The organism is Rhizobacter sp. P2_G4 (assembly GCF_056403575.1).
The window spans coordinates 14,362-39,899 of record NZ_JBFUFG010000012.1; the positions used below are offsets into that span (position 1 = coordinate 14,362).

The 25,538-nt window shown below is 66.5% G+C and carries 25 protein-coding genes and 1 pseudogene; 11 read left to right on the top strand and 15 right to left on the bottom strand.

Annotation, left to right across the window (positions count from 1 at the left end; all coding sequences use genetic code 11):
- The first annotated feature begins 55 nt into the window (after positions 1–55).
- Both AC1DYS_RS27635 and AC1DYS_RS27640 read left to right on the top strand, forming a co-directional pair.
- On the top strand, positions 56–1,285 hold the full coding sequence (locus tag AC1DYS_RS27635; protein WP_477904752.1) for a tetratricopeptide repeat protein: 1,230 nt from the start codon (positions 56–58) through the stop codon (positions 1,283–1,285).
- Positions 1,282–2,427 (top strand): HupE/UreJ family protein, encoded by a 1,146-nt coding sequence (locus AC1DYS_RS27640; RefSeq protein ID WP_477904753.1) that lies wholly within the window; start codon positions 1,282–1,284, stop codon positions 2,425–2,427. The genes AC1DYS_RS27635 and AC1DYS_RS27640 overlap by 4 nt, the downstream gene beginning before the upstream one ends.
- Before the next feature lie 6 nt (positions 2,428–2,433).
- On the opposite strand, the gene AC1DYS_RS27645 is transcribed toward AC1DYS_RS27640, so the two are convergent.
- From AC1DYS_RS27645 to AC1DYS_RS27675, 7 genes are read right to left on the bottom strand one after another with little or no spacing between them, the layout of a single operon-like run.
- Complete coding sequence (locus AC1DYS_RS27645; RefSeq protein ID WP_047489271.1) at positions 2,434–2,709, bottom strand: HP0495 family protein; 276 nt, start codon at positions 2,707–2,709, stop codon at positions 2,434–2,436.
- A 43-nt stretch (positions 2,710–2,752) separates the two neighbouring features.
- Positions 2,753–3,640, bottom strand: coding sequence for a D-amino acid aminotransferase (locus AC1DYS_RS27650; protein WP_477904754.1), 888 nt, complete (start codon positions 3,638–3,640; stop codon positions 2,753–2,755).
- Positions 3,641–3,671: 31 nt separating this feature from the next.
- Positions 3,672–4,865, bottom strand: a complete 1,194-nt coding sequence (locus AC1DYS_RS27655; protein WP_477904755.1) for a D-alanyl-D-alanine carboxypeptidase family protein — start codon at positions 4,863–4,865, stop codon at positions 3,672–3,674.
- A gap of 44 nt (positions 4,866–4,909) precedes the next feature.
- Entirely contained in the window at positions 4,910–5,521 is a 612-nt protein-coding gene (locus AC1DYS_RS27660) for an alpha/beta hydrolase (protein WP_477904756.1), read from the bottom strand.
- A 10-nt stretch (positions 5,522–5,531) separates the two neighbouring features.
- Positions 5,532–5,858, bottom strand: a complete 327-nt coding sequence (locus AC1DYS_RS27665) for a (2Fe-2S) ferredoxin domain-containing protein (RefSeq protein ID WP_047489087.1) — start codon at positions 5,856–5,858, stop codon at positions 5,532–5,534.
- Positions 5,859–5,877: 19 nt separating this feature from the next.
- Positions 5,878–7,092 carry a VanZ family protein gene (locus AC1DYS_RS27670; protein ID WP_477904757.1) on the bottom strand — a complete coding sequence of 405 codons (1,215 nt, stop codon included), beginning with the start codon at positions 7,090–7,092 and terminating at the stop codon, positions 5,878–5,880.
- A 12-nt stretch (positions 7,093–7,104) separates the two neighbouring features.
- Positions 7,105–7,542 carry a CopD family protein gene (locus AC1DYS_RS27675; protein ID WP_477904758.1) on the bottom strand — a complete coding sequence of 146 codons (438 nt, stop codon included), beginning with the start codon at positions 7,540–7,542 and terminating at the stop codon, positions 7,105–7,107.
- Between the two features lie 393 nt (positions 7,543–7,935).
- Between AC1DYS_RS27675 and hemB the strand changes: the two genes are divergently transcribed.
- Together hemB and AC1DYS_RS27685 are read left to right on the top strand one after the other, a co-directional pair.
- Positions 7,936–8,940 carry a porphobilinogen synthase gene (hemB, locus tag AC1DYS_RS27680; protein WP_477904759.1) on the top strand — a complete coding sequence of 335 codons (1,005 nt, stop codon included), beginning with the start codon at positions 7,936–7,938 and terminating at the stop codon, positions 8,938–8,940.
- Between the two features lie 9 nt (positions 8,941–8,949).
- Complete coding sequence (locus tag AC1DYS_RS27685) at positions 8,950–10,062, top strand: magnesium transporter CorA family protein (protein WP_477904760.1); 1,113 nt, start codon at positions 8,950–8,952, stop codon at positions 10,060–10,062.
- A 13-nt stretch (positions 10,063–10,075) separates the two neighbouring features.
- On the opposite strand, the gene ybeY is transcribed toward AC1DYS_RS27685, so the two are convergent.
- Positions 10,076–10,516, bottom strand: a complete 441-nt coding sequence (gene ybeY / locus AC1DYS_RS27690) for an rRNA maturation RNase YbeY (RefSeq protein WP_477904761.1) — start codon at positions 10,514–10,516, stop codon at positions 10,076–10,078.
- Positions 10,513–11,499, bottom strand: coding sequence for a PhoH family protein (locus tag AC1DYS_RS27695; RefSeq protein WP_477904762.1), 987 nt, complete (start codon positions 11,497–11,499; stop codon positions 10,513–10,515). Before AC1DYS_RS27695 ends, ybeY begins: the two co-directional genes overlap by 4 nt.
- A gap of 93 nt (positions 11,500–11,592) precedes the next feature.
- Here AC1DYS_RS27695 and AC1DYS_RS27700 point away from each other — a divergent pair, with 93 nt between their 5' ends.
- From AC1DYS_RS27700 to AC1DYS_RS27715, 4 genes are all read left to right on the top strand, one after another.
- Positions 11,593–13,479 (top strand): sensor histidine kinase, encoded by a 1,887-nt coding sequence (locus AC1DYS_RS27700; protein WP_477904763.1) that lies wholly within the window; start codon positions 11,593–11,595, stop codon positions 13,477–13,479.
- Between the two features lie 79 nt (positions 13,480–13,558).
- On the top strand, positions 13,559–14,212 hold the full coding sequence (locus AC1DYS_RS27705) for a response regulator (RefSeq protein ID WP_047489106.1): 654 nt from the start codon (positions 13,559–13,561) through the stop codon (positions 14,210–14,212).
- 25 nt (positions 14,213–14,237) lie between these two features.
- Positions 14,238–14,810 (top strand): Holliday junction branch migration protein RuvA, encoded by a 573-nt coding sequence (gene ruvA, locus AC1DYS_RS27710; RefSeq protein ID WP_477904764.1) that lies wholly within the window; start codon positions 14,238–14,240, stop codon positions 14,808–14,810.
- Positions 14,811–14,973: 163 nt separating this feature from the next.
- Entirely contained in the window at positions 14,974–15,468 is a 495-nt protein-coding gene (locus AC1DYS_RS27715) for a DUF8082 domain-containing protein (protein ID WP_477904765.1), read from the top strand.
- 48 nt (positions 15,469–15,516) lie between these two features.
- Here AC1DYS_RS27715 and AC1DYS_RS27720 read toward each other — a convergent pair whose 3' ends face one another.
- The 3 genes from AC1DYS_RS27720 to AC1DYS_RS27730 form a co-directional block, all read right to left on the bottom strand.
- The gene (locus tag AC1DYS_RS27720; protein WP_477904766.1) at positions 15,517–15,996 is read right to left on the bottom strand and encodes a copper chaperone PCu(A)C; all 480 of its coding nucleotides are present in this window, start codon (positions 15,994–15,996) and stop codon (positions 15,517–15,519) included.
- A gap of 162 nt (positions 15,997–16,158) precedes the next feature.
- Complete coding sequence (locus AC1DYS_RS27725; RefSeq protein ID WP_477904767.1) at positions 16,159–18,537, bottom strand: TonB-dependent receptor; 2,379 nt, start codon at positions 18,535–18,537, stop codon at positions 16,159–16,161.
- Positions 18,538–18,643: 106 nt separating this feature from the next.
- The gene (locus tag AC1DYS_RS27730) at positions 18,644–19,045 is read right to left on the bottom strand and encodes a DUF2946 family protein (RefSeq protein ID WP_477904768.1); all 402 of its coding nucleotides are present in this window, start codon (positions 19,043–19,045) and stop codon (positions 18,644–18,646) included.
- Between the two features lie 52 nt (positions 19,046–19,097).
- On the opposite strand from AC1DYS_RS27730, the gene ruvB reads away from it, so the two are divergent.
- Positions 19,098–20,153: a Holliday junction branch migration DNA helicase RuvB gene (gene ruvB, locus AC1DYS_RS27735; protein WP_477904769.1), complete on the top strand. Its 1,056-nt coding sequence runs from the start codon at positions 19,098–19,100 to the stop codon at positions 20,151–20,153.
- A gap of 121 nt (positions 20,154–20,274) precedes the next feature.
- On the opposite strand, the gene AC1DYS_RS27740 is transcribed toward ruvB, so the two are convergent.
- Positions 20,275–20,679: a hypothetical protein gene (locus AC1DYS_RS27740; RefSeq protein ID WP_477904770.1), complete on the bottom strand. Its 405-nt coding sequence runs from the start codon at positions 20,677–20,679 to the stop codon at positions 20,275–20,277.
- A 264-nt stretch (positions 20,680–20,943) separates the two neighbouring features.
- Here AC1DYS_RS27740 and AC1DYS_RS27745 point away from each other — a divergent pair, with 264 nt between their 5' ends.
- The gene (locus AC1DYS_RS27745) at positions 20,944–21,132 is read left to right on the top strand and encodes a hypothetical protein (protein ID WP_477904771.1); all 189 of its coding nucleotides are present in this window, start codon (positions 20,944–20,946) and stop codon (positions 21,130–21,132) included.
- Positions 21,133–21,148: 16 nt separating this feature from the next.
- The gene (locus AC1DYS_RS27750) at positions 21,149–23,347 is read left to right on the top strand and encodes a phosphocholine-specific phospholipase C (RefSeq protein WP_477904772.1); all 2,199 of its coding nucleotides are present in this window, start codon (positions 21,149–21,151) and stop codon (positions 23,345–23,347) included.
- Positions 23,348–23,387: 40 nt separating this feature from the next.
- On the opposite strand, the pseudogene AC1DYS_RS27755 reads toward AC1DYS_RS27750, so the two are convergent.
- Positions 23,388–24,437 (bottom strand): annotated as a pseudogene (locus AC1DYS_RS27755) (sterol desaturase family protein); the annotation flags it as partial.
- A 96-nt stretch (positions 24,438–24,533) separates the two neighbouring features.
- Positions 24,534–25,436 carry an amino acid ABC transporter substrate-binding protein gene (locus AC1DYS_RS27760; RefSeq protein ID WP_477904773.1) on the bottom strand — a complete coding sequence of 301 codons (903 nt, stop codon included), beginning with the start codon at positions 25,434–25,436 and terminating at the stop codon, positions 24,534–24,536.
- Positions 25,437–25,538: the final 102 nt, after the last annotated feature.

A 25,538-nucleotide genomic window follows, 5' to 3' on the forward strand; every position in this document is an offset into this window, starting at 1 on the left:
TGCGGCCGGCTCACGAGGCTGGCCGCTCTTTCATTCACTCCCCAGGTTCACGACCATGCGATCTTCCTTCCAGAAGTTGGTGCAAGGCCTTGCCGTCTCAGCAGCGCTTTGCGCCATTGCGATCACCGGCACGGCCATAGCCGCTCCGTACGTGCCGAGCAGCGACGACGAGGTCGTCGAGCGTCTGCCCTCGCGCATCGGCACGGCCGAGCAGCGCCAGCAACAGCGCGCCGCGCGTGAACGCCTGCGCGCCCAGCCGGGGCAGTTGCCGCTGGCGCTGCAACTGGCACGCGAGGCCATCACCCGGGCACGCCAATTTGGCGACCCGCGTGAGCTCGGCCAGGCCGAAGCGGCGCTCGCACCGTGGTGGAAGCTGAGCGAACCTCCACCAGCCGTGCGCCTGCTTCGCGCCACGGTCCGCCAAAGTCAGCACGATTTCGACACCGCACTGGTCGACCTGGATGCGCTGTTGCGCGAGGGCAGCACCGCCCCGCTGCCGTTGCAAGCGCAGGCAGAGCTGACGCGAGCGTCAGTGCTGCAGGTCCGTGGCCGCTGGCAAGAAGCCGCCGCCGGCTGCTCGCGCCTTGGCGGCGAGCGCTATGCCGCGTTGGGCAGCACCGTTCAACTGCCGGCACAAGCGTGCCTCGCCGAGTTGGCCAGCCTTCAAGGCCAAGCCGACAAAGCCCGTGCCGATCTTGCGCGTCTGGCCCGGCAAGCAGGCGACGCCTCGGCCAGCTGGCTCAGCCTGGTTCGCGCCGAACTGGCCGAACGCCAAGGCGACGACTCGGCCCAAGCCCTCTACCGTCAGGCGCTGCAAACGCCGCAGCCCGAGGTCTACACCCTCGCGGCCTACGCCGACTGGCTGCTCGACCGTGGACGCCATGCCGAGGTCATCCCGTTGCTGGCGGGCCGTGAAGATGCCGACGCCTTGCTGCTGCGCCTGGCGATCGCGCACCGGCGCAACCACGATCCGCTCGCCGAAACAGCCATCGCCACGCTGGCAGCGCGCTTCGAGGCCGCGGCCTTGCGCGGTGACCGCAGCCATGGCCGCGAACAGGCCCGCTTCGAGCTCGAACTGAAAGACAAGCCGGCCGCCGCCCTGGTCTCCGCACAAGCCAACTGGGCGGTCCAGAAGGAACCCGCGGACGCGCTGGTGCTGGTGCGTGCCGCCCATGCTGCCGGCCAGGCCCAAGCCGCCGAGCCGGTATGGCGCCTGATGCGAGAGACCGGTCTGCAGGATGCGCGGCTGACAGCCGTCGCCAAGGTGTCGAAAGGCATGACATGAACCGCCTCTCTCGTGCCGCCGCGCTTGTGCTGGCGTTGCTGCTCCCCGCGCTGGCCCAAGCGCACAAGCCCAGCGATGCCTACCTGCAGCTTCAGGTGCAAGGTAGCCACATCGACCAACGCTTCGACATCGCCCTGCGCGATCTCGACCGTGAACTGGCCCTCGATGCCGACGACAACGGCCAACTCGAATGGCGTGAGGTGCGCACGCGCTGGAGCGACATCGCGCAACTCGCCCAGAACGGCGTTGCGCTGAGCGCCGAAGGGCGGCCCTGCAGCGCCGAATCCCCAGGCACACCGCAACTCGACGAGCACAGCGACGGCCGCTACGTCGTGCTGACGCGCCGCTGGACCTGCCCGGCCGAGGCGCATCAGCTCGACGTGAGCTACACCTTGTTCGCGCAGACCGATCCCACCCACCGCGGCATCGTGCGCGTACAGCATGGCGAGCAAAGCGACACGGCCGTGCTGGTGCCCGGCTCTGCTGCCCACCGCTTCGACATCGGGGCCAGCGATGCGCCACCCGCAGGTTTTGCCGGCTTCGTGCTCGAGGGCATGCACCACATCCTGATCGGCACCGACCACATCCTCTTCTTGCTGGCGCTGCTGCTGCCCGCGGTGCTGGTCCGCACGGCAACCGGTGGATGGCGCGCCGCGCCAAGCCTGCGCCCGGTGCTGACCGACGTGCTGCGCGTGGTCACGGCCTTCACCGTCGCGCACTCGATCACACTCGCACTGGCGGCCTTCGATGTGCTGAATCCGCCCTCGCGCTGGGTCGAGTCGGTCATCGCGGCCAGCGTGGTGCTCGCTGCCTTGAACAACCTCTACCCGGTGATCCGCGAAGGCCGCTGGAAGCTGACCTTCGTGTTCGGCCTGGTGCACGGCTTCGGGTTCGCCAGCGCGCTCAAGGACATCGGCCTCACACAGGGTGGGCTTGCGTTGCCGCTGTTCGGCTTCAACCTCGGCGTGGAGCTGGGCCAACTCGCCATCGTGGCGATCTTCGTTGCGGTGGTCTGGACGCTGCGCGACACGCGCCTCTACCGAGGTGCCGGGCTGCGTGCGGGTTCCGTTGCGATCACGCTGCTGGCACTGGGCTGGCTGGTCGAACGGGCGTTCGACCTCAAGCTGCCGCTGCTCTCGTGAGCCGCTTTACAGCACCACCTTGACCATCGGATGCGTGGACAACGTGCGGTACAGCTCGTCGAGCTGCTCGCGGCTCGTCACCGTGACGGTGACCGTCACACCCAGGTACTTGCCACCGCTGCTCGGGCGGATCTCAACGCTCGCCGCGTCGAAGGCCGGGTCGAACTGATGTGCGACGGTGGTGACGGCATGCACGAAGCCATCGACGTTCGCACCCATCACCTTGATCGGGAACTGCGACGGGTATTCGATCAGCGACTGCTCGGGCGGGATGTCTTGCATGGTCTGGGTCATGCCCCTGAAACTGGGGGCAAAGCAGGCGATTTCAAATGGACTGGCTGCGCTTGGCGCGCTGGTACGCCTCGTACAGCTTGGCGTAGACCGGCCCCGGCTTGCCGCGCAGCGCGCCGTGGCCCACCGGCTCACCATCGAGCAGCGTGACGGGCAGCACCTCTTTGGAAGCCGAACTGAGAATGATCTCGTCGGCCGCCAGCAGGTCGGCCTCGGGGATCGGGCGCAGGTTGAAGGCAATGCCTTCTTCTTCGCACAACTCGCGGATGAGCTCGTAGCGAATGCCTTCGAGCACGTGCTCGCTCTTCGGGGGCCCAAGCACCGCACCTTCGTGCACCACCCACACGTTGCTGGCCGAGGCCTCGGTGAGGTAGCCGTCGCGCAGCATGATGGTTTCCAGCGCACCATGGTCGGCCGACATCTGGCGCGCCAGCACGTTGCCCAGCAGCGAGATCGACTTGATGTCGCCGCGCTCCCAGCGAAAGTCGCGCGCGGTGATGCACGCGACGCCCTTGTGCCGCTGATCGGCAGAGGCCGGCGGCAGCGGGTTGCACATCATGAAGACGGTAGGCGCGATGTCGGCGGGCATTACGTGGTTGCGCGGCGCCACACCGCGCGTCACTTGCACGTAGATCATCTGGTCGCCCGCCGGCTGCGCAGCGATCAGCCTGCGGCAATGCGCCAGCCATTGCGATTCGCTCAGCGGGTTGGCGATGCGGATCTTGGTCAGGCTGCGATTCAGCCGTGCCAGGTGCTCGTCGAAACGGAAGATGCGCCCCTCGTACACCGGCATGGCTTCGTAGATGCCGTCGCCAAAGAGAAACCCGCGGTCGAGCACCGAAACGTGCGCATCGCGCATCGCGACGAACTCGCCGTTCAGGTAGCACAGGTTGTCAGCTAGCGTGTCAGGGACGGCGGACATTGCGTCTCCTACGTGGGTGGGAAGAATGAGGTTACTTGATCCACAGGCGGATGGCATCCCAAGCCCGGCCAAAAATGCCGGCTTGTTCAACCGTCGCCAGCACGACCAGCGGCTGCTCGGCGACCACCGCACCGGCCGGCGTGGTGACCTTGATGGTGCCGACGCGCTGGCCCTGGGCCAGCGGGGCCACCAGCGGGTCGGTGCGCTCGATCTTAGTCTGCAGCTTGCTGCCGTCGCCCTTGGGCACGCTGATGAAGACCGCCGAGCCGGCGCCGAGCTGGGCTTCGTTGAGCTTGCCCTTCCACACCGGTACGGTAGACATCGCCTTGCCGGCCTCGAACAGGCGCACCGTGTCGAAGGCCTGGAAGCCCCAGTTCAGCAGCTTCTGGCTTTCGTTCGCGCGGGCGTCCATCGAGGCGGCGCCCAGCACCACGCTCAGCAGGCGCCGCTTGCCGCCGCCGGTGCCCGAGGCTGCCAGGTTCGGGAAGTCGCGCTGCGCCGACACCACCATGCAGTAGCCCGCCGCCTCGGTGTAGCCGGTCTTCATGCCATCGACACTCGGGTCGCGCAACAGCAGCACGTTGCGGTTGTTCTCGTTGGTGGTGGGCGAGCCCTGGTAGTGGTACTTCTTGATCGAGTACAGCGGGTAGTACTCAGGGAAGTCGGTGATGATGTGAGAGGCGATCACCGCCACGTCGCGCGCCGTGCTCTTGTGGCCCGCTTCGGTCAGGCCGGTCACGTTCTTGAAGCTGGTGTTCTTCAGACCCCAGGCCTGGGCCTGGCGGTTCATCATCGCGACAAAGTTGTCGAGCGTGCCGCCGACGCCTTCGGCGATCACCACCGACGCGTCATTGCCCGAGTTGACGATCACGCCGCGCAGCAGGTCGGCGACCGGTGGGTTCATGCGCGGCTCGATGAACATCAGCGAGCCACCGCCCTTGCGCTCCTGCCAGGCGCGCAGCGAGACGGGCAGGGTCTGCTCCAGCGTCAGCTTCTTCTCGCGCAGCGCGGTGAAGGCAACGTAGGCCGTCATCAGCTTGGTCAGCGAGGCCGGGTCGGCAGGCGCATCGGCCTCGCGCTCCGCGAGGGTCTGGCCGGTGCTCAGGTCGAGCAGCAGGTAGCTGCGCGCGGCCACTTCGGGCGGCGTGGGCATCTGGGCAAAGGACGAGGTGGCCGCAGCCAGCCCGGAGACAAAAACGAGCACGAAAGCGAGCGATCTTTTCATTGGTCTGGTTTCAAAAGTGAGAGCGTGAATGGCCACGCCAGGGTCTATGACCCGTGGCGAACCACCAGGTTCTTGAGCAACGTGAGTTGCCCGTGAAAGAAATGGCCGACGCCGGGGATCACGATCACCGGCAGGGCCTGTGGCCGGGCCCAGTCGAAGGTGGCCGACAAAGGCACAACGTCGTCGAGCTCGCCGTGGATGACGAGCGTGCCTTCTGGCACGGCAGGCATTTGCTGCTTCTGCGTCGACGGGCCGACGAGCACGAGGCGCTCCGCCTTGGCATCGTCGGGCAATCGCTGCGCGGCCTGTGAGACCACGTAAGCGCCAAAGGAGAAGCCCGACAGGACCAGCGGCAGCGCCGGGTCGCGGTGGGCGGCGATCACCGCCAGCGTGTCATCGGTCTCGCCACGGCCTTCGTCGTACTCACCTTCAGAGGCGCCGACACCGCGGAAGTTGAATCGCACCGCCCGATAGCCGAGCTGCACGAAGGCGCGGGCCAGCGTCTGCGCCACCTTGTTGTCGAGCGTGCCGCCCCCTTGCGGGTGGGGGTGGCAGACGATGGCCACCGCGCGCGGCGCATCGGCCGGCGTGTCGATCGCGCATTCGATCGACCCCGCCGGGCCGGCGATCTGGGTTCGTTGGGTCTGCGAGTTCATCGACCGACCATCACCGACCCACGGAATCGGGCAGCAGCAAGCGTTCCACCACCACGCCGTTCTTCAGGTGCGATTCGACGATCTCGTCGATGTCGTCGTTGTCCACATAGGTGTACCAGACGGCTTCGGGGTAGACCACCGCCACCGGCCCGCCGGCGCAGCGGTCCATGCAGCCGGCCTTGTTCACGCGAACGCCGCCCGGGCCATTGAGCTTCTCGGCCTTGGCGCGCGACTTGCACCGGTCGAAGCCTGCCTGCGCGTTGTGGTTGGCGCAGCTGTCTTCGCCCTTGTCTCGCTGGTTCAGGCAGAAGAAGATGTGGCGCTTGAAATAGGTCATGCGGCATTTTAAGTACGCGCTATGACTGCGCCGCCAGCGCGGGCTCATCACGCGCCGCCACACGCAGCAGCAGGTACACCAGCGCGGCATACGGCCACAGCCAGCCCACCCACTGCGCCGCGCCGTGAAAGCGGATGAAGCGGCCCTGCTCCCAGGCCTGCAGGCTCTCGGCGTAATAAGGATCGGCCGGAGCTTGAGACACCAAGGCCACCAGCGCCGTCAACGCCACCAGCCCCAGGCCAGCTGCGCCACGCCGCGGCACCGCGGCCAGCGCCAGTGCCAGCACGCTGCCCACCACGAGCGCCGGCAGCACGGTGGGCGTGAGCCAGGTCATCGCATGCTGTGGCCCGAAGTTGAGCACCGTCGACAAGGTGGTGGTGGCCAGGCCCACGACCAGCACCGCAGGGACCTGCAGCACGCGGCGCCAGCCGGGCCGCATCACGCTGAAGGCGACGAAGCTCGGTGCCAGGAAGCCGAGCACGATAGCCACCCACTCGGCGCCCGGTGACAAGGGCGTCAGCGAGTCACGGGCGTTGACCCAGTCTTCCACCCAGCTCGACCACGGCGTGCCGTCGAGCGCGAGCGCCGTGAGTTCTTGCAGCCGCGCCAGCACCTGCCCCAGACCGAAGGGCACCGGCGCAGGGAACAGCAGGCCCACCGGCCACAGAAGCAGCAAGGCAATGCCGCCGGCACTGCGGGCGATGAACCAGCGGTCGCGCAGCACCTGCCAGCGGTCCACCCCGCCCAACGCTCGCACGGCCATGGCCACCAGCAAGCCGAGGGCGGTGCCGCCGGTGTTGAGCACGAAGTCGAGGCTCGAGGGCACGCGCTGCGGCAGCCAGTTCTGCAGGCTCTCCATGCCGGCCGACAGCCCGGCGCCCACCAGCACCGTGGTCAGCACCGAAACGCCGACTGCCCGGCCACTGCGCACCCGGGCGCCGAACAACAGGGCGCCGAAGGGCATGTAGCCCAAGAGGTTGGAGACGACGTCAAAGCCCGTCCACCAATGCGGCCAGGGCATGTGGCCTATGCCGAAAAACGGCACGGCCACCGGCTGCTTCCAGCCGCTGAACGGCGAGAGGCTCGCGTAGACGATCAGCGCAGCGTAGAGCCAGGCCAGCGGTGCAGCCGAGCTGCGGTGGCGAGGGGCGCTGGAGGCTTGCGCGGCAACGGGGTGCGGGCCGACTTGCGTCTGCCCGGCATCAGGCTGGGAGCGATCAGGCGATGCGCTCATGTTCAAGCAAGGTCAGAAGGGCTTGATCACCACCAGCACCACGATCAGGGCGAACAGCACGACCGCGGCCTCGTTGAAGACCCGAAACCAGCGCTCGCTGCGCTGGTTGCTGAAGGTCTCGAACTTGCGCAGCAAGGAGCGGCAGGCGTGGTGGTAACCGACGACCAGAACCACCAGGACCACCTTTGCATCGAGCCAGCCGTGGTGCGCACCGCTGCGCCACACCTCAACCCCAAGCCACAGCCCGAACACCAGGGCCGGCACCATCAGGAAGCTGGTGAAGCGGTACAGGCGGCGCGCCATCAGCAAGAGGCGCTCGCGCTCGGCATGGCTGTCGGCCGGCACGGAGGCCAGGTTGACGAAGATGCGCGGCAGGTAAAACAGGCCGGCGAACCAGCTCGCGACGAAGACGATGTGAAGGGCCTTGACCCACAGATACAGACTGCTCATGACAGTCCCTCGACGAACGAGTACGTTCGGCGATCCTCCGAGGAGATGCWGGCCGGCTCGGGAGCGGCCCAGCGCTCGGCCCGCGCGAAATTGGCGTATTTGATGTCTCTCATGCGGCCGCATTATGGGCGCCGCACCCTGCGCCAATAAAAAAGCCCCGGCCATCAGGCCGGGGCTGGAAAAGCCTCATCGCTGTCATCACGGTAAGGCTCCTGCTCAGGGAGGAAAAGCAGGGGACGACGGCCTTGCGGCTATCATCCATCGGCGACTTTAGCAGATGACCCCGGCCCAAAATCAAGCTGTATACCGCGGAGAAACGCGCATCTGCCGACCATTTCGCGCTCCACCTTTCGTTCATCTCTTGCGCCCCGACAACGAGACAGGAACCGAGCCTTGCTGACCCCGCCCCCCTTCCCCGCCAGCCGGCCGCGCCGACTGCGCCGCGACGAATTCACCCGCGCCCTCGTGCGCGAGCACCAGGTCACCGTGAACGACCTGATCCTGCCGGTCTTCGTGCTGGCCGGCAAAAACAAGATCCAGAACATCGATTCGATGCCGGGCGTGCAGCGCCTCAGCCTCGACCAGCTGCTGCCGGTGGCCGACGAGTGCGTGCGCCTCGGCATCCCGGTGATGGCCCTGTTCCCGGTGATCGACCCCAAGCTCAAGACCGAAGACGGTGCCGAGGCCATGAACCCGCAAGGCCTGGTGCCCAAGGTCGTGCGCGAGCTGAAGAAACGCTTCCCCGAACTCGGCCTGTTGACCGACGTGGCGCTCGACCCCTTCACCACGCACGGGCAAGACGGCGTGCGCGACGAGAGCGGCTACATCCTCAACGACGAGACGGTGAAGGCCCTGACGCAACAGGCGCTGGTGCAGGCCGAGGCCGGCGTCGACATCGTCGCGCCCAGCGACATGATGGACGGCCGCATCGGCGCCATCCGACAGACGCTCGAGCGCCGCGGCCACATCCACACCAAGATCATGGCGTATAGCGCCAAGTACGCGAGTGCTTTTTATGGGCCCTTCCGCGACGCGGTGGGCTCGGCCGGCAACCTCGGCAAGAGCAACAAGAAGGTCTACCAGATGGACCCTGCCAACACCGACGAGGCACTGCGCGAAGTGGCGCTCGACATCGCCGAAGGCGCAGACATGGTGATGGTCAAGCCCGGCATGCCCTACCTCGACATCGTGCGCCGCGTGAAAGACGAGTTCCGCGTGCCGACTTTCGCCTACCAGGTGAGCGGCGAATACGCCATGCTCAAGGCGGCCGCCATCAACGGCTGGCTCGACAACGACGCGGTGATGATGGAAAGCCTGCTCGCCTTCAAGCGCGCTGGTGCCGATGGGGTACTGACTTACTTTGCGCTCGAGGCGGCGCGCCTGCTCAACCAGCGCTGACTCCGCCGCATGCGCATCTTCCACGTCATGCCCGACCAGTTCGCCGAACTGGCGGAGCTGCCCGAGCAGATGCCCGCCGCCGGCTACCTCTGGATCGGCAGCGCGCGGCGCGAGTTCGAGGTCAACGCCGCCCTGCTGCAGGGTGCGTTCCAGCGCTTGACGGGGACGCAGCTGGTCGACCTTCATATCTCCGACCTGCTCAACAACCAGCTGCCGTCGCACTTCGACTACACGTCGTCGTACGACCTGCTGGTGTTTCGGCGGCTTGCGGCGGGCAGCGGCAGCAACAACATGTTCCTCGACGACGTCCAGGGAACACTGGCCACGGCCAAACGTGCCCTGGACGCGATCGACACCAGCCCGGTCGGCTTCGCGGTGTTCGACCGTGTGCTGCTGACCGTGCACCCGACCGATTGCCAGGTGCGCGACTTTTTCGCCAGCCGCCTGGTGCAGATGACGCAAGGCGCGGAGCAGCGCTCGGAACAGCGCGCCGCAACGCGACTGCCCACCAGCCCGGCCGACCTGATGCTACGCATGGTCAACCACATGGTCGACAGCTACCTCGAGCTGCGCCGGCTGCTGACCAAGCAGCTCGGCTACCTGCAGCAGGAGCTCTTCAACCCGCGCAGCCACTTCGACAGCTGGCAGGTGCTGCTCGACTCACGCAATGCACTGCACCTGCTCGAAGACACCTGCGAAGACCAGCGCAGCGCCGTCGTCGAGTGGATCGACTCACTGGAAGAGTGGCCCAGCGCACAAGACCCGGTGGTGATGCGCGAGCGCGAGCTGCTGCGGCTGCGCTCGCGCGACGTGCTGGAGCACATCGAACGTGTGCTGAGCCACGTGCGGCGCCTGGAATCGTCGGCCGAGACCGCAGTGCAGATGCACTTCTCGGCGCAGAGCAACCGCACCAACGACATCATGCGCACGCTGACCGTGCTGACCGCCATCTTCATGCCGCTGAACCTGATCACCGGTTTCTTCGGCATGAACTTCGACGGCCTGCCCCTGATCCATGCGCAGACCGGCGTGTGGATCGCCAGCGTGGTGATGGTGGTGCTGGGCCTCGGCCTCGGCTTCTTCTTCTGGCGGAAACGCTACCTCAGCACCTCGAAGCGCTGACTCCAGCAGCGGCTCAGCGCGCGTACGGATCGGCGAACCCCAGGCCGGCGAGGATGGCAGTCTCCTTGGACTCCATCTCGACTGCTTCAGCCTCGTCTTCATGGTCGTCGCCCTGCGCGTGCAGCGTGCCATGCACCAGCAGGTGCGCGTAGTGGGCTTCGAGCGTGATCTTCTGCTCGCGCGCCTCTGCCTCGACGACCGGTGCGCAGATGATCAGGTCGGCCATCACCACCGGCTCGTGGCTGTAGTCGAAGGTGAGCACGTTGGTCGCATAGTCCTTGCCGCGGAATTCGCGGTTCAGAGCCTGGCCTTCTTCGGCGCCGACGATGCGCACGGTGATCTCGCCCGGAGCCGCCAGCGCCGCCCGGATCCAGCGCGCCACCTTGTGCCGCGGCAGGTGCGCGCGATGCGAAGCGTCGGCAAATTGCAGGGACAGCGTCAACTCCGGCTTCAAGGACGCTCCTGCGGATCGGCCTCGTAGGCCTCAACGATGCGAGCCACCAGCGGGTGACGCACCACGTCGGCCGAGGTGAAGCGCGTCATCGCGATGCCGCTCACGCGGCGCAGCACGCGCTCGGCGTCGATCAGGCCGCTGTCGGTGCCGCGCGGCAGGTCGATCTGGCTCACGTCACCGGTCACCACGCACTTGCTGCCGAAGCCAATGCGCGTGAGAAACATCTTCATCTGCTCGCGCGTGGTGTTCTGCGCCTCGTCGAGGATCACGAACGCATGGTTCAGCGTGCGGCCGCGCATGAAGGCCAGCGGTGCGATCTCGATGCTGCCCTTCTCGAAGGCCTTGCCCACCTTCTCCATGCCCATCAGGTCGTAGAGCGCGTCGTACAGCGGGCGCAGGTAGGGGTCGACCTTCTGCGCCAGGTCACCAGGCAGGAAGCCGAGCCGCTCGCCGGCCTCGACCGCGGGGCGGGTCAGGATGATGCGCTGCACCGCGCTGCGCTCCAGCGCGTCGACGGCGCAGGCCACGGCCAGGAAGGTCTTGCCGGTACCGGCCGGGCCGATGCCGAAGGTGATGTCGTGCGTCTGAATGTTGTTGAGGTACAGGTGCTGGTTGGCGGTGCGGCCAGCGAGATCGGCGCGGCGGGTGCGCAGCACCAGTTCGTCGCCCTCGCTGGCGGCGTCGCCCACTTCGTGCAAGGCGGAGCGCTTGTCGACACGCTTGGCTTCGGCCAGTGCTTCGACCAGTGCGAGCTGGAAGGCTTCGGCCGAGATGGGCTTGCGGGCCCGGTCGTACAGTGCCTGCAGAAGCGCCACCGCGCGCTCGGCCGCCGGCTTGGCGCCCTCGATGCGGAAGGATTCATTGCGCCGCGAGATGCTGACGCCGAAGGCCGCCTCGATGTTGCGCAGGTGCTCATCCAGGCTGCCGCACAGGTGCGAAAGGCGAATGTTGTCGAGTGGGATGAAGGCGTGGCGAAGGATCACAGGCGGCTTTCCAAAAGCGGATTGTCGCGCCACGGCGTTATCCCGCGGAGCCAGGGGGCACGCGAGGTTGGCGCTCCTGCACAATCGGCGCCCATGCACGTTCCCCGTCGTCTCTCTGCCGCCTTGTCCTGGCTGGGCCCTTTTGCCTTGGCCTGCTTGCTGGGCTGGATGGGGCTGCAGGCATGGTCGGCCGAGAACGACACCAAGGTCATCGAGCTGGCCACGGCACTGACCGCGCCCGGGACCAGCGAGCGCTTCCCGCCCGAAGAGACCGCCAAGCGCGTCAGCCTGCCCGACAACTGGTGGACCAGTCGCCCGCGCGAAGACGGGCCGGTCTGGTACCGGCTGCGCTTCGACGCGCCCGGCGGCAGCGGCGACCCCTTGCTCGCCGCCTACATCGAGCGTGTCTGCAGCAACGCCGAGGTCTACCTCAACGGCTTCATCATCTACAGCGGCGGGCGCATGAGCGAGCCGGTGACGCGCAACTGCTTCTACCCCCAGCTCGCGACGCTGCCCAGCGGCCTCTTGCGCGCCGAAGGCAACACGCTCGACATCAAGGTGCAGGGCTTCGCGCTGCAGAAGGTGGCGTCGCGCCAGCGCTCGGGTGGTTTGTCGCAGGTGCGCATCGGGCCGCAGGCCGTGCTGGCCGAAGAGCATTCGTCGCAGATGTTCTGGAACATCACGGTGCTGCAGCTGATGACGGTGGCCACCACCGTGCTAGGCGCGTTCCTGCTGTTCCTCGGCTGGATCAACAGGCAGGAGGCCCACCTCAGCTACTTCGGCCTGCTGATCCTCGGCTGGAACGCCCTCACCGCCCGCATCTGGCTGCAGAACGTGCCAGTCGACAACGGCACCGCCGAGTTGCTGGTGTGCGCCGGGTTCGCCATCCTCACGGCCATCGGGGTGCAGTTCCTGCTGAGCTATGGGGCGCTGCGCTCCCGCGCCATCGAGGCCGGCCTGCTGGCGCAGTGCCTGCTCGTGCCGCTGACGCTGGTGCTGGCCGGCCCGCAACGCCAGTTCAACCTCAGCAGCGCGTGGTACCTGCTGATGACGCTGGAAATGGTGGTCGTCATGGCCCTCTACCTCTACGCCGAACGCCGCTCCGAACGCGACAACTTCTGGCCCATGGCCGTGATGCTGGGCCTTCTGGGCGTGCTCGTGCTGGTCGAGCGCGCGATCCAGTACGAGTGGCTGCCGGTTCCGCACATCCACCTGCTGCACTTCGCGCTGCCGCTGATGTTCGTCGTGATCGGGTCGCGGCAGCTGAAATCGTTCGGCCTGGCCCTGCAGGCAGCCGAGGCGGCGCGCAACTCGCTGGAGAGCCGTGTCGCGGAGGCCACCGCCGAGATGGAACGCAACTACGTGCAGATGGCCGAGCTGCGCGTCGAGCAGGTCACCGAGAAGGAGCGCAAGCGCATTGCCGGCGACCTGCACGACGACCTGGGCGCCAAGCTGCTGACCATCGTGCACACCAGCGAATCGGAGCGCATCTCGTCGCTGGCGCGTGAGGCTCTGGAAGAAATGCGGCTTTCGGTGCGCGGCCTCACCGGCAAGCCGCTGCCGGTGGCCGACGCCTTGGCCGACTGGCGGGCCGAGACGGTCTCGCGCCTGGGCCAGGCCGGCATCGAGGTCGACTGGCGCAGCCCGACCGAAGACGTGACGCAGCAGCTCTCGGCCCGCGCCTTCGTGCAGACCACCCGCATCCTGCGCGAGGCGGTAAGCAACGTCATCAAGCACAGCGGTGCGTCGCACTGCAAGGTGCGCTGCAGCCTCGGTCAGCAAGACTTCGTGCTGGTTGTGCAAGACAACGGCAACGGCATTCCGATGGAGCTCGACGGCAAGCTCGACCGCGGCCACGGCATGGCCAGCATGAAGCACCGCGCCAAGCAGATGCAGGGCCAGTGCCTGGTGGAGTCGGGCCCAGGCTACGGAACCGTGATCCGGCTCACGCTTCCCCTGGGCACGAGCATGTCGGCATAGGGCCCGAAAGGCCCGTTCGGGCTGACAGGCTGTTACGATGATTTTTGGCTGATCCCCTCAGCGCAACCCGCGAGTCGCCATGAACAAGATCTTGTTGCTTGAAGACCTCCCCGAGATCCGCGCCTGGCTGAAAGCCCTGGCGCTGCAGGTCTTTCCACAGGCCCATGTGTTCGAGGCAGCGCGCGTGCACGATGCGCTGGCGCTCATCACTGCCGAACGCTTCGAAGTGGCCCTGGTCGACCTGGGCCTGCCCGACGGCTCGGGCGTCGACGTGGTGGCCGCCTTGCGCGAGGCCCAGCCCGAAGCACAGTCGGTGGTCGTGACTATCCACGACGATGACGATCACCTGTTCCCCGCGCTGCAGGCCGGCGCCTTCGGCTATCTGCTCAAGGAGCAGCCGCGTGAGCACTTCGTCGAGCAGCTGCAGCGCATCAGCCAGGGCGAGCCGCCCTTGTCGCCATCGATCGCCCGCCGTGTGATCGCCTATTTCGCCAAGCAGAACAAGCCGCACGAGCGCCCGCAGAACCTGCCGCATGTGTCGCTCACCGACCGCGAGAACGAGGTGCTGTTGTGGGTGGCCAAGGGCTTCACGCTGCCCGAGATCGGCGTGCAGCTGAACCTGTCGCGCCACACCATCGCCGACTACGTGAAGCAGATCTACCGCAAGCTCAACGTGAGTTCACGCGCCGAAGCGGCGCTGGAAGCGCAGCGCCTGGGCTTGTTCCGTCGATGATCGAGATGACTGACGGGCGCGCCCGATGATCGGGCGCTTGAGCGGGCTGCTGGCCGAGAAGAATCCTCCGCAGTTGCTGGTCGACGTGAACGGCGTCGGCTACGAAGTCGACGTGCCGATGAGCACGTTTTACAACCTGCCCTCGCTGGGCGAGCGCGTCACGCTGCTCACGCATTTCGTGGTGCGTGAAGACGCGCAGGTGCTGTTCGGCTTTCTCACTGCCGAAGAACGCGCCACCTTCCGCCTGCTGGTCAAGATCTCGGGCGTGGGGCCGCGCACGGCGCTGTCGATTCTCTCGGGGCTGAGCGTGGGCGAGCTGGCGCAGGCGGTGTCGCTGCAAGAGAGCGCGCGCCTGGTCAAGGTGCCGGGCATCGGCAAAAAAACGGCCGAGCGACTGCTGCTCGAGTTGAAGGGCAAGCTCGGCGCCGACCTGTCGGTGCCGGCCAGCGTGGGCAGCGATGCGCAGGCCGACATCCTGCAGGCCTTGGTGGCGCTGGGTTACAGCGACCGCGAGGCGGCCCTGGCATTGAAAAACTTACCGGTCGACATCGGCGTCAGCGACGGCATCAAGCTCGCGCTCAAATCACTCGCCAAGTGATCCCCGTTTGACCTGCTGAACACGCTGCGCAGCGTGCCAACACAGGCGTGCAAAGTCTGCCTACACGTTGCATGGAGTTACCGCCATCCCCCCTCATTTGGCCGGTAGGGAGAAGGGTGCGCTCATAAAATTTGCGGGCACTTTCTGAGCTATCCGCAGGTACATGGCCGATCTGATCAACACACGTCTCTTTGCTCGCGTGGAGCGTTCGCTCCGCAAGCGGCTGAACAACATCAACGTGAAACCGCACCTGATGCGCGCCGCGCTTCACGCTCGCAATGAAGACGAGTTCATGGCCGCAGCCGCACGCCTGCTGATCAACGCGCAGGAACGGCAGGACTGGCTGGCCTCATGGGCTGCGCGCCGCCAAGCCGAAGCCCAAGACACAAGCCCTGTCGAACTGGACACCACGCCGGCCTCGCTGGACGAACCGCTTCATCGCACCTTCGGCATCACCCCGGCGCAACACGATCGCCTGCGCGAGGCCCTGGCCCACGAGCTGGGCCCGATCGCTGACGAACTGCTCGAGAACGAAACCCAGCGTTCCGATTCGGTGGGCGAATTGCTGGACCGCCTGGAGTCGCACATCGGCGGCGAAATGCAGCGTGCACGCTTCCGCGACTCCACCGTGTCGTCGGGGATCCAGCCCGACGCCTGAGAACGTGTGAGCGCCGGCCGCCGAAGCGGCCTTCAGCGTTGGCTCGGCTCACTTCTCGTGCTTCATGTCGTGCTTCATTTCGTGAGCGGCGCCGGCCGCTTCGACATTCACCTGCACCGTCACCTCGCCGGCCTTCTCGAACTTCAGCTTGAGCGGGAACTTGTCTCCCGCCTTGAGCGGCGCCTTCAAGCCGATGAACATGATGTGCAGGCCACCCGGCTTGAGCTCGACCGATTTGCCGGCCGGCACCTCGATGGCGTCGACCTGCCGCATCTTCATCACGTCGCCGTCCATCGCCATGCTGTGCAGTTCGACCGACTTCGACACGTCGGCACTGACCGACAGCAGGCGGTCATCAGCGCCTCCGTTCTGCAGCGACAAGAAGCCACCGCCCGTGGGCTGGCCGGCAACCGTGGCGCGCGCATACGGATGGCCGATGTCGATCGCGCCGAGCTTGAAGGAATGGGCTTGTGCCAGCGCAGCAGCCAGGCCGAGTGCCACGATGGCGAGTGAGCGTTGCAGTGTCATGTGTTTCTCCGTTGACGCGCGTCGTTAGGGGCGGTTGAAATGGGCAAGGCGGCTGACGCGACTCTAGTCGCCGAACTGTAGGCCGGCACGATAGGTACGCTGCCGACAGGGTGGAAGGTTGAAACCGGGGTGGCGCGCCCATCGCATCGATGGGTGCCTCGTTCACAAGTCGAACTTCAGTTCTGCGCTGTAGCTGCGCTGCGGGTAGGGGTGGAAGTTCCAGTACTTGTAGTTGTTCAGGTTGTCGATGCCGAAGGCCACCGACCACTGGCGATCGATCTGGTAGCGCACCCGCACGTCCGTCGTGAAGTACTTGCTGACGCCTTGGTAGCTGTAGCCGTTGACGTCGGCGTTGTTCAGCGTGCGGTACTGCGGGCCGCTGTAGCGTGCGCCGAGCGACGCCGTCCACTGGTTGTCGAACCGGTAGCTCGCAAGCGCCGTCGCGCGCCACTTCGGAATGTTGGGCTGGCGCTTGCCGATCGTGTCGCCCGGCGTCGCGACGAAGCCCTCGTTCTCCTTGATCACCGAATCGGCGTAGGTCACGCTGCCATTGAAGTCCAGGCCCCGCTTCAGCACATCGGTCGCGTTGAATGCCACCTCCAGACCATGGGTCTGGATGCGGGCAACGTTCTGCACCCGGCTGATGTTCTTGTTGGCCGCCGGGTCGAAGGTGGTTTGCGAATACAGCGAATCGTGCGTGTCTTCGGTGAAGAAGGTCAGGCGCAGCATGCCGCGGTCGAAGTCTTTCTCGCCGCTCAGCTCGGTGGTCCAGGAACGCTCGGGCTTGAGGTTCGGGTCGTTGATGTATTGCGAGTTGGTCGTAGAAGTCGCGCCATAGAGTTCGCCAACCGTCGGCATGCGTACGGCACGGCCGGTCGACGCCTTCAGCACCAAGTCAGTCGCCGCCTGATACGACAGAGCCGCCTTCGGTGACAGGTGGTTCTCCGTTCGCGGCGCGTAGGGCAGCGTTGGAATGCTCGCCGAGAACGTGGTCTGTCCGGCATAGGCCTGCCAACGCTCGGCACGCAGACCCATCACCGTCTTCCACGACGGCGCAAACGCCCACGCATCTTGCGCATAGGCGCTGCGCAAACGCGTCTTGCCGCCCACGCCGCTGGCCAGTGCGCCGGCGGCGTCGTTCAGCCAGTTGCCGGGCACATTCGACGTGAGGTACTGCAGCCTGTAGCTGTCTTGCTGAAGGCCGAAATCGACCACGTGTTCGCCCTGCACGCCGCCGGGCCGCCATGTGCCCTTGACGGCGAGGTTGTTCCAACCGGTGCCGTTGCCATCGGACAGTGTGCCGGCGCCGCCGGAGAGGGCGTTGGGCAAGGTGTTGGCGGCGTTGTTCTGGCGCTTCTGATCCTTTTGGTAGTCGTACAGGCTGGCGTCGATCTCCCAGTCCCATTCGCCCTTTGTGTTGCTCTTGACGCTCACCCCGTGCATCACGTGCGTCAGGTCTTCGTTGGTGGCTGCGAAGTCCCCGCCAGTCAGCCCGGCGTAGGTCAGGCCGTTGATGCTGACGGGCCCGCTGTACACGGCTTGGCCGGCTGCATCACGCAGGTACGAGACCGGGCGTCCCTCCGATGTGTTCTGCCACACCCCCAGCACATAGTTCGCACGGATCGTCGGCGTGATGTCGTAGGACAGCTTGGCCTTGAAGTGGTCCTGCTTCGTGTGGTACTCGGTGCCGGTGCCCAGGATGTACCAGGGCTGGTTGGCGTTGTTGGCGTCGAGCACCGCGCCCGTCACGGGGGTTCCGGTGCCACCGGCCGTGCCCGCGCTGACCAGGCGCTGCGCAAACGTCAGCGGCTGCCCATGGCTGTCGCTGTGGTTGAAGTTTAAGAGCCACGCGAAGTCGCCACTCCTGTTGCCCACCGAGGCGCTGGTTTCCCAGGCGCGGTAAGTCGCATCGGTGTTGTAGAGCTCGAACGGCTGGCTGCTGTAGCCCGTCTTGGCATGCGCCTCGAACCCCTTGGGCATGCCGGTCGTGAAGACCACCACCGCGCCCACCGAGTTGCCGGGATACGCCGCTGAGAACGGCCCGTACATCACGTCGACGCGCTCGATCTCTTCGGGCGTGACCATGCTCCAGCGTGGCGGAAAGCTCAGGCCGCCGACCCCGTTGCCAAGGTAGTTGGACAGCAGGATGCCGTCGCCATACACGGCAGAACGTGCGCTGTTGCCGGTGCCCGAGGCGCGGCTGGACAGGATGGCGTGGTTGTAGTCGCCGATGTAGCGCTTGCGTACCAACAGGCTGGGCAGGTACTTCAGCGCGTCTTCGCTGTCGGTGGCATTGACGGTGCGCTCGATCTGCTCACGCGTGATGCCTTCCATCGTGGCCGGTATCTGCGTCGGCAACGAGGTCGGCTGGCTGCCGGTGATGGTGACCATGCCGAGCGCCTTGACGGGCACGTTGTCGGGCGCCTCCGCGCTGGCCGGCGGGGCGGGCTGCGCATGCAATCCGGGAGAGAACGGAAAGGCCGCGGCCAAGGCAAGTGCGAGGCGGCAGCGCTGCTGCCTCGCCGGGTTGAAGCTGAACATGACGATGAATCCTGAACGGACGCGGCAGAGCCGCAGTCCTTGGCAAAGGGCTGGCTGCGCGCGGTCTGTCAGGGGGACAGCCATCGGCGAGCCGACAACAATGTGTTCAGGCGGCCGTCGGTGGGCCGTGCTTGAGCCGTGCGACCCAGGTCGCGCAGGCGTCGGGCGCCTGGGACGAGGGGTGGGAGATCGGTGCCGGAGCCGCGCGCCCGGCCACGGGAACGGCCAGCGCTTCGGCCTCGGGCGCTGCCAGCGCCATCAACGCATTCAGCGCGCAATGGTCGCCTTGGTGCGCCGTGCCATGGTCAGAGTCGGGCTGCGAGCTGCTGCCATCCACCGCCACCGTGGCCACGCCGTAGACGGTGCAGACCTCGACCAGCGTCTTGCCCTGCGCATGCGCCGAGGCGCTGGCCAGCAGAGGCACCGCCGCCTTGAGCAGCAAGGCGCACATCGCCACCCAGATCGCGAGGCGATGGGTGAAACGGCTGGGCCGGGTGCGGGCGTTCATGAGCCGACCATTGTGCCGCGGCCATTCGAGGCGCATGCACATAATGGCAACCATGAGTATTCAGACCGATGAGTTCGAGCCTGCCAAGCGGGTAGTAAGTGCCGCGCCGACCTCCCCCAACGAGGAAGCCATCGAGCGTGCCTTGCGCCCCAAGGGCCTGGCGGAGTACGTGGGCCAGACCAAGGCGCGCGAGCAGCTCGAGATCTTCATCGGCGCCGCCAAGATGCGCAGCGAGGCGATGGACCATGTGCTGCTGTTCGGCCCGCCGGGCCTCGGCAAGACCACGCTCAGCCACATCATCGCCAACGAGCTGGGCGTGAACCTGCGCCAGACCTCGGGCCCAGTGCTCGAGAAGCCGAAGGACCTGGCCGCCATCCTCACCAACCTCGAGCGCAACGACGTGCTCTTCATCGACGAGATTCACCGCCTCTCGCCGGTGGTCGAAGAAATCCTCTACCCCGCGCTGGAGGACTACCAGATCGACATCATGATCGGCGACGGCCCCGCGGCCCGCTCGATCAAGCTCGACCTGCAGCCCTTCACGCTGGTCGGCGCCACCACCCGCGCCGGCATGCTGACCAACCCGCTTCGCGACCGCTTCGGCATCGTCGCGCGGCTCGAGTTCTACACCGCGGACGAACTCGCGCGCATCGTGCACCGCTCGGCCGGCCTGCTCAACGTACCCACCGACACCGAAGGCGCCTACGAGGTCGCACGCCGCTCGCGCGGCACGCCCCGCATCGCCAACCGGCTGCTGCGCCGCGTGCGCGACTACGCCGACGTGAAGGCCGACGGCCGCATCAACAAGGCCCTGGCCGACAAGGCGCTCAAGATGCTCGACGTCGACCCGCAAGGCTTCGACGTGATGGACCGCAAGCTGCTCGAAGCCGTGATCCACCGCTTCGACGGCGGCCCCGTCGGCCTCGACAACGTGGCTGCCGCCATCGGCGAAGAACGCGACACCATCGAAGACGTGATCGAGCCCTACCTCATTCAGCAAGGCTTTCTGCAGCGCACGCCACGCGGCCGCATCGCCACCCTCGCCGCATACCGCCACCTGGGCGTGACACCCCCCAAGACGACCGGCGCCGACCTGTTCGACGCATAGAGACGTCAACCGCCAGACGCGCGAGCGCAGCAACGCGCACCATCAAGCAACGCCCAAGGCACGGGTCTCCCGGGCCAATGGGTGGCGCCCCTCGGGGGCAGGAGCGAAAGCGACTGGGGGGCTACATCAAGTCTTCGACGACGAGCCAGTGGTACTTGACCGCGCTGCGCGCGCCGAAGCGCCGAGCCACCTCGGCCACGCGCTCGGTGTGCGGTGCGTCGGGCGCGTAGACCAGCAGCCAGCTGCAGCCTTCTTGCGCCAGCGCCTGGTAGCGCCGCATCAAGGTCACCTCGTAACCGAAGCCCGATAACTCGCTGGCGCGAGCCAGCATGTGCTCCATCTGATCGCGCTCCTCTTCGGCGCTGTAGTGCAGCACGTCTTCGTCGTCGAACCCGATGTGGCGCAGGGCCCCGGTCGCTTCGAGCGCCAATGCTTCGCTGGGCAGCGCCAGCAGCACGTGACCTACCGGTTTGTAGGTGCCGAGCGACTGGGGAGAGTCGCTCTTCGTCATCCGCTTGATCGCCATGGAGACCTCCTGACCAAAAGGGAATGAACGCCTTTCAGTCTAGGCCGGCCGTTGCCCATGTCAATCGGCAGTCTCTGCCCCGCGCTCACCTGGCCGACACCTCGGCACACCTCAGGTGATCGCAGGGGCTTCCATCGCATTCACGAAGTTGCCACACCTGCGGCCTACGCTGACATCGCCGCATCGGTTCGCCTCGTACTGAGCGGCGCACGCCCGCCCGCGGTTCAGCCGCGCGCCTCCCCTCACACGACCCGGAGATCCCCGATGCAAGCACTTAATCGGTCGCTGCGCCTTGTCGCCGCGATCCTGCTCGCCCACGCCTTGTCCGCCTGCGGCGGCTCTGACGAAGGAGCCACGGCTTCGAGCCAGCGCCAACGCACCGCAACCAGCGCCGCGGCCTCGTCACCGACAGCGGCCAGCAAGGCCGACCCCGAAGTCCGCTTCGCCCCGTGACCCGAAGGACGACACGATGACTTCACGCCGCCGCTTCATCAAAGGCTCTGCCACCGCGGGCATTGCCGCTGCCACCTACGCGGGCTTTCCGCCCAGCATCCGCCGTGCGCTCGCCATCCCTGCGTACCACGAGACCGGGACCATCCAGGACGTCAAACACGTGGTCATCCTGATGCAGGAGAACCGCTCGTTCGACCAATACTTCGGCACGCTCAAGGGCGTGCGCGGCTTCGGTGACCGCTTCACCATCCCGCTGCCCGGTGGACGAAAGGTCTGGCAGCAAAACGATGCCAACGGCCAACCCGTGCTGCCCTATCACCTCGACGGCAGCACCGGCAACGCGCAGCGCAACACCGGCACGCCGCACAGCTGGAACGATGGCCAGAACGCCTGGGACGGCGGCCGCATCGAGCAGTGGGTACGCTACAAGACGCCGGCCTCGATGAGCTACTTCAAGGAGGCCGAGCTGCCCTTCCAGTTCGCGCTCGCCAATGCCTTCACGCTGTGCGACGCGTACCACTGCAGCATGCACACCGGCACCAACTCCAACCGCATGTTCATGTGGACCGGCACCAACGGCCCCACCGGCGCCGGCGTGGCGAGCGTCAACAACGAGTGGGACAGCATCGACAAGCCCACCCTCGGCTACAGCTGGAAGACCTACCCCGAGCGCCTGCAAGAGGCCAAGGTGAGCTGGATCGTCTACCAGAACATGCCCGACAACTTCGGCGACAACCCGCTCGCCGGCTTCAAGCAATACCGTCAAGCGAACGAGGCCTCGGGCAAGCCGGTGAGCAACGATGCGCTGTCGCCCGCCTATGACCCGGCCAGCGACGACACCGGCAATCCGCTCTACAAGGGCATCGCCAACACCATGCCCGGCACCTTGGGCGACGCGAACAGCTACTTCGAACGCTTCCGCCAGGACATCAAGAACGGCAGGCTGCCGCAGGTGTCGTTCCTCATCGCACCGGCCACGTACTCGGAGCACCCCGGTCCGTCGAGCCCGGTGCAAGGCGCCTGGTACATCCAGGAGACGCTGAATGCGCTGACCGCCGTGCCCGAGGTGTGGAGCAAGACGGTGCTGCTCGTCAACTTCGACGAGAACGACGGCTACTTCGACCACGTGCCCTCGCCGTCCGCCCCGTCGATCAACCCCGACGGCACGCCGGCCGGCAAGACCACGCTGCGCGAGAGTGATGTGTCCTTCGAGCGCTTCAACCACCCCAACCCGCCCGGCACCACCGACCAGCCGCAGCCCGATGGCCGCGTCTATGGCCCGGGCGTGCGCGTGCCGCTGTACGTGATCTCGCCGTGGAGCCGCGGTGGCTGGGTGAACTCGCAGGTGTTCGATCACACCTCGATCCTTCGCTTTCTGGAGAAGCGTTTCGGCGTGAAGGAGCCGAACATCAGCCGCTACCGCCGCGCGGTGTGCGGCGACCTCACGACTGCATTCAACTTCGAGCGGCCCAACAACGAGGTGTTGCCGACACTGCAAGGCCGCAAGACGATCGGCCAGGCCGATGCGCTGCGTGCCGCGCAGGAGCAGTTGCCGAAGATCGTGCCACCCGCCAACCCGGTGCTGCCAGTGCAGGCCACTGGCGTGCGGCCCTCACGCGCCCTGCCCTACGAGCTGCACGTGAGCTCGCGCTGCAACGTGACGCAAGGCAAGGTGAAGTTGATCTTCGCGAACAGTGGCGACGCCGCCGGCGTGTTCCACGTCTACGACAAGCTGCACCTCGACCGCCTGCCGCGCCGCTACATGGTCGAACCCAACGAGCGACTCGATGACGACTGGTCCGCGATGGCGGACAACGGCGGCCTCTACGACCTGTGGGTGCTCGGGCCCAACGGCTTCCACCGCCACTTCAAGGGCGATTTGAACCGCTTGCGCGCACGCGACGCGGCCGAGCCTGAGATCCGAACCGGCTACCACCGCCGTCGAGGCGAAGTGCACCTGCAGCTGCGCAACGAGGGCGAGCGCGCGTGCGTGTTCACGATCAAGCCGCTGGCCTACCGCAACGAGGCTCCGAAGACCGTGCGCGTGAAAGGCGGCGACGAGGAGACGCTGCACTGGGCCATCGATGACAGCGGCTTCTGGTACGACTTCGCGGTGACCTGCGATGCTGACCCGGCCTACTACCGCCGCTTCGCCGGCCGGGTCGAGACCGGCCGCCATTCGGTCAGCGACCCTGCGATGGGAACGGCGTCGTAGCTGCCTGTTCGGGCGCGTGGGCCGAGGCTTCAGTGACTCGGCCCACTGCCCACAGGCCGGCCACGATGCCGAGCGCACCCAAGGCCTGCTGAGGCAGGCTCATGCGGTGCGCGTTCCACAGCAGCAGCGAGGTGGCGACGAGCAACGCCACGAACAGGCCGATGGCCAGCCACTGCGCGGTGGCCGACATCGGCGGGTCGTAGCGTTCCACGCGCGCGATGTCGAACGCCGGCTTGGGGAAGCGCGCCGCCACGTCGGCCGGCCGCCAGCCCGGGTGCATGAACCACACGCGCAGCTTGTCGCCCCAGCTCGCGGCGTGCCACGAGTCCTTGAAAAGATCTGCGTAGTACTGCAGGTTGGCCCACACCGGGTTCCAGCTGCGCAAGGGGCCGCGCGTGCCGTAGACGATCATCTCGCCCTCAGGGCCGTCTTCCTCGATGAAGCTGCCGAACAGGCGGTCCCACACGATGAAGATGCCGCCGTAGTTCTTGTCGAGGTACTTGTCGTTCACGGCGTGGTGCACGCGGTGGTTGCTCGGCGCGCAGAACCAGCGGTCGAACCAGCCGAGCTTGCCGATCTGCTGCGTGTGCACCCAGTACTGGTAGAGCAGGTCGACGAGCGCCACCACACCGAACACCAGCGGCGGAAAGCCCAGCACCGCCATCGGCAGGTAGAACAGCCAGCCGCCGACCCAGCCGCTGCCGGTCTGGCGCAAGGCGGTGCTGAGGTTGTAGTCCTCGCTCTGGTGGTGCACCACGTGGGCAGCCCAGAAAAGCGCCACCGTGTGGCCGAAGCGGTGGTGCCAGTAGTACAGGAGGTCGTAGAACACGAGCCCCACAAGCCACACCCACAGCGCGTTGGCGGGCAGCTGCCACAGCGACGCATGCTCGAACACCAGCACGTACAGCCACACGGTGAACAGCGCGCTGAACAGGCCGACGATCTGGCTCATGATGCCCAGGCCGATGCTGTTGAGCGCGTCGTTGAGCCGGTAGGTGTTGCGGCCGCGCCTGAGGCCGACGAGAAACTCGATGCCGATCAGCAGCAGGAAGACCGGCGTGGCGAGAACGATGATTTGCGGGCCTGTCATGGCCGCCATGTTCGCCCGTGGCCCCGCCCCCGCACAGAGGGCGAGTCCCTCTTGTCAAATGCCGGTCGGCTCGTTCAGCCCGAATTCAGCCCGAATTCACCCCGGTACCCAGTCCGACGGGAAGCGCCAGAAGTCCTTCAGCAGGTAGTTCATCGGCACGCCGAGCACCCGGTTCTTGGGCGGAATGGGCTGGCCGAACCAGCGCTCGTAGATGGCTTGGGCCTCGCGCGTGTTGATGAGGCTGCGCATCTCGTCGTCGACGATCTTCTTGAACTCGGGGTCGTCCTTGCTGAGCATGATGGCCAGCGCCTCGATGGTCAGGAACTTGCCCACGACCTTCAGCTTGCTCGGGTCGGGCCGACCTGAGATCAGGCCGTACAGCTGCACGTCGTCCATCGCGAAGCCGTCGGCAGCCCCGCTCTCGACCATCTCGACCGCCTTGGCGTTGTCCGGCACCTCGAGGATGCGGATGCCCAGCAGGCGGTCGCGGTTGGCGCTGTCGATCGCCTTCAGCGGCGTGGCACCCTTCGTGGAGACAAGGTTCTTGCCCTCGAACATCGGCAGGTCTTCGATCGGGCTCGTCGACCGCACCATGTACCGCGTGCCGGTGATGTAGTGCGGGATGGTGAAGGCGACCTTCTGGCGGCGCTCGGCGTTGTTGGTGGTGGAGCCGCATTCGAGGTCGGCCTTGCCATCGGCCACCGCCGCAATACGCGTCGCAGGCGTCACGGCAAGAAACTCCGTCGCGATGGTCTTCATCTCGAGCTTCTTGCGCACGCCCTCGGTCAACCGCTTGCACAGGTCGATGGCGTACCCCACCGGTTTCGCGTCGGCATCGAGGTAGGAGAACGGCACCGAAGACTCGCGGTACGCCAGCACGATGCGGCCGCTCTGCTTGATGCGATCGAGCACGGGCCCTGCATGCGCGGGCAGGGCCGCTGCGAGCAGCAGCAACACGCCGGCGCAAATTCGGACGACCGGGGTGAAGGGGGTATTCATGTGTGTGGCGATTGCGCGGGCATCGAACCCGGCGAATCGGATCTGTGGACCAGAGCTTCATCCTATGGACGCGGCCCCCACGGGTACTGATCGTTCCATGAC